At 49.4% G+C, this 3,450-nt stretch carries 6 protein-coding genes and 1 pseudogene; 2 read left to right on the plus strand and 5 right to left on the minus strand.

What is annotated here, in order from left to right; translation table 11 throughout:
- The 5 genes from AC0CMF_RS25165 to AC0CMF_RS25185 form a co-directional block, all read right to left on the minus strand.
- The gene (locus AC0CMF_RS25165; protein ID WP_472482571.1) at nucleotides 1-285 is read right to left on the minus strand and encodes a hypothetical protein; all 285 of its coding nucleotides are present in this window, start codon (nucleotides 283-285) and stop codon (nucleotides 1-3) included.
- Nucleotides 263-853: a DUF416 family protein gene (locus AC0CMF_RS25170; RefSeq protein WP_472482572.1), complete on the minus strand. Its 591-nt coding sequence runs from the start codon at nucleotides 851-853 to the stop codon at nucleotides 263-265. Before AC0CMF_RS25170 ends, AC0CMF_RS25165 begins: the two co-directional genes overlap by 23 nt.
- Before the next feature lie 351 nt (nucleotides 854-1,204).
- A complete protein-coding gene (locus tag AC0CMF_RS25175; RefSeq protein WP_082206182.1) occupies nucleotides 1,205-1,792 on the minus strand; it encodes a DUF4304 domain-containing protein in 588 nt (195 codons plus the stop codon).
- A gap of 553 nt (nucleotides 1,793-2,345) precedes the next feature.
- A complete protein-coding gene (locus AC0CMF_RS25180) occupies nucleotides 2,346-2,642 on the minus strand; it encodes an Imm27 family immunity protein (protein ID WP_122520751.1) in 297 nt (98 codons plus the stop codon).
- The gene (locus AC0CMF_RS25185; RefSeq protein ID WP_082206184.1) at nucleotides 2,639-2,755 is read right to left on the minus strand and encodes a polymorphic toxin type 10 domain-containing protein; all 117 of its coding nucleotides are present in this window, start codon (nucleotides 2,753-2,755) and stop codon (nucleotides 2,639-2,641) included. The genes AC0CMF_RS25180 and AC0CMF_RS25185 overlap by 4 nt, the downstream gene beginning before the upstream one ends.
- Before the next feature lie 331 nt (nucleotides 2,756-3,086).
- Between AC0CMF_RS25185 and AC0CMF_RS25190 the strand changes: the two genes are divergently transcribed.
- The gene (locus AC0CMF_RS25190) at nucleotides 3,087-3,272 is read left to right on the plus strand and encodes a hypothetical protein (protein WP_472482573.1); all 186 of its coding nucleotides are present in this window, start codon (nucleotides 3,087-3,089) and stop codon (nucleotides 3,270-3,272) included.
- A gap of 39 nt (nucleotides 3,273-3,311) precedes the next feature.
- Nucleotides 3,312-3,450 (plus strand): annotated as a pseudogene (locus AC0CMF_RS25195) (IS5/IS1182 family transposase); the annotation flags it as partial.

Below are 3,450 nucleotides of genomic sequence, written 5' to 3' on the forward strand. Positions count from 1 at the left end.
TCAGAAACCCGAGCCGCCTGAAACCGCTTCAAAACGCGGCACTGTCAGGTGAATACCATCTCTGTACACTCCTAGTTCACTACACTCGGTATTGAAGGCGCCTCTGCGCGTTTCATCATAGGTGTAGGTTGTGACAAGCGGACCATCCTCAGCCGCTGCAACACTTCCAGCAAATGCTTGTAGAACGGCAAGGTTACAGTTTGTCATAGAGAATATTTCTGAGATCATAATAATACTCTCCGTGTTCTTGGGTGGTAAATTTTCAAATAAAAAATTCAGAATCATTCAATAGATCGCTGGTCAATGCAATGTTATGCACCGCCTTAATATCTTCCCTGCGCAGGAGGGATAAGTCGTGCTGCTGACGTGAAAGTTCACGTTGCACGAAGACATGCATGCTGATTGTAAGCTCTGTGTCTGGCGATCCGGGGTGAACACCCAAGATTCGTATTGCTGCTTGATCGGCAGCCTCATAAGCGCGCCGTGCAGCCCAAACGGCCTCTTGTGGTTCCGGTATAAGCAAACAACGAATTGCATAGGCCAAAGATGAGAGTGCGTCGTCGGCTAGAGTATGAGCGATCATCCAATCGTCATTTTCCTCGGGAAGCAAGTCCATCACTTCATCAAGTTTTGTTTGCCACTTGGCGCGCCTAATTTGGATAAGCTGAAGATCTTCCCACAATTGAGTAACAATTTTGCGGGGAATGAGCTCGTTCTGAGGATTCAAGTTACGGGAAAAGCGTTCATAATTTCCAAGCTGTCTTGTTGCCGCTGCGGCCGCAAACGCAACTCTAGCCTGCGACGATAACGGCGTTATTTGCTCGAGAAGGAGATTTTCATCGAACTTATACATGTAGATCCTTCAAAAACTCAGATCTAAAGCAACTTGATAGCGTGCTTTTGATTCCCTTGCATAACTTTACATCACATGAGGCCTCGTTGCTGGTCGGCGCGTCTGTCGTTCGTTTGGATATCTAATTTATTACTTAAATCATATTTTAAATTATTTTCATAATTTATATATAATGGCAAATTTCCGCGAGTTATATTTCGAGTATGCTGTGATTTATTTGCGTGAGCAGGTTTCGGCTCCGAAATCGAATGCGGGTATGAAACTCTCACCTAATAAGTAGCGATATGGTACCATTTTCGCTTAGCATCTCGGAAACATGAGCATATCCCGCTGACAGATAACGCTCAGCGGTCAAACACTTGTTGTCCTGCTCCTGCAGCCGATTCGCGCAGCAATTTCTTGCGCCTTGGCTCCCCATGCCCCCAGCGCCCTGTGCTCCAAATCGGATAAAACTGCACATGCGTTATCCATGTCGCCTAACTGCGATTGCAGCACTGCAAAGCAGAGCGACGGTAGTGGGCTTTTTGGTGAAGGCACACCCGTAGACGCAAGCCAATCGCGCATTCCGCCCAATGACCGCATGCGCTCAAGAAATGGAAAGATCTGTCTCTCCAGACGATCCGTCATATCGTCGATTGCGCGAGTGTCGCCTACTTCCCACCATAAATCCTTATTATCCAACAGTTGACCGATACGAGCGCGAACCGTGCAAAAAGGCTCTTCGATGAACGGCTCCGCATCGCGCCCCCAGCATAAGGAGTAAATCGATAGAGACAGCACTCCAGCGTTTAGAGTAACGGAATCTCCATCTTTACTGGTCTGGACATCGATCACCTCCACGAACGCATCCCGCCCGCGATTCCACGTAGCCTTCTTTCGTCGGAAACCTTTGGGCTTTAACTTGCGATCGAACAAATTAATGAGGTGTGATGCATTCATGGTTTGAGCCTATGATAAGTGATAGATTAAATATGCCGAATTGATCTTCGTTATTTTTGAGTTCGCGTGTGTATGTTGCTCGTTCTTCTGGTGTGTTTTTCTTCGATTTAAGGGTGCAGCTTCATGGTGTCACGTGATAAGGCTTATAAGCCTTGCCATCATTCCCTGCGAGCCGAGGCTCGGATTGCCAGCCAGGTTTCTGCGTAACTCGTTCAATAAGTTCTTTGTGCGTCTGCGTGCCCTGACAAAAATTCCACCGAATCTCCCCGCAGACAATATGCGTCCAGTGGCAACAATCTTGATATTCGCTGCAAATGCGTCATCAAACAGCATTGCTGGTAGGGCGAGACAGTTGAGTTTGTGACCGTTGGCCCGTGAGGCGCAGAGATCTCGCCAATCTGCCGTAAATCTTCAAGGACGAGGTTCAGCATAATGCGTGCGCAATGCTCTGCAACGGATGTGCCGCCGACGGTGCGCCAGCGTGGAGATGGCCCACGAGCTAGCATTCTTCAGAAAGAGCTATCAGTGTGAGCAGTAAATGCACATGATCTGATTAAACTGCGTCTGGCACTATAGCCCCATACTTTGCTCTTGCATGTGTCTCCGGTAAATGTCGAAGTTCAGGTGGTCCGCCTCCATGCAAACTACTCTCTGGATAAATTAGTTCCCAAAGGCGTCCGTCATGTGGATCTATGAAAAGACTATCCCAGCCGCTTTCATCATGCCCTAGTTTATATAGATAAATTTTAGTTAAGCTCTCAATACGCAGGCAAGTTTCGTCTGGAGCCATGCGTCCGCAAATGAAAACCCACTTACCAACCAAGGAAGCTTCATTTGCATGAATGCTCATTGAGCCATCCTGATAATAGCATCGACAGGAACTGAGTCATTTGGGACAACAAATTCACTTGCATCTCCAACTGCTACTTCTCCACCTGCAAAACCCGAATTGCCGCGAAACACAAGTGATGCGCCGGACCAGCCCGAGCAGGAGCTTCTGGCGTATCTGGCTCAGAGCGTGAAGTCGCGACGAGCCATTCATGAGGGATGTCTGTGATTTGTTGCCGATTACCCTGTGGGGGGATTATAGTTCTGATGTTATTCATCCATTTTCGAGCGGGCATCGTCAAGTGTCGGGAACTAGGTCGTGAACTCCTAAAATCTTCCAGATTTTGAGGCATGTTGCATGATGCATTGGGAGACGCGTGATGCGGACGGACCTGGTCGCATCGGTGGGAATTGACGACAGCGGAGCGCTCTGGGTGAAGCCAGAGACAGTGACTTTCCCATACATATTCATTGGGACGCCGAGCGTGGGTGCCTTTACACTCCGAAGCCGCGCGAGTGGCCTTACACTGCTTGGTTCAGGCAGATAAGGGATGCTGCTCGCGAACAGGGGATTGACCTAAGGCTTGACCCTGCCACGACGTGGACCGGGGGCGATACGGAGTTGCGGCGCGCATTTGCGAACGGTGACTGAGGGCTTCCGCTGCACGGCAAAAGCTGATTCAGCGTTAGCATGACCCGATATGACTTGACCGACTTTGAATGGCGCGCGATTGAGCTACTGCTACCCACCAAGCCGCGAGGCGTGCCGCGTGTCGACGACCGTCGCGGGCTGAACGGTATCTTCAGGGTGTACAGAGATGGTATTCAGG

The sequence above is a fragment of the Pannonibacter sp. CBAS1226 genome (genome assembly GCF_055685825.1).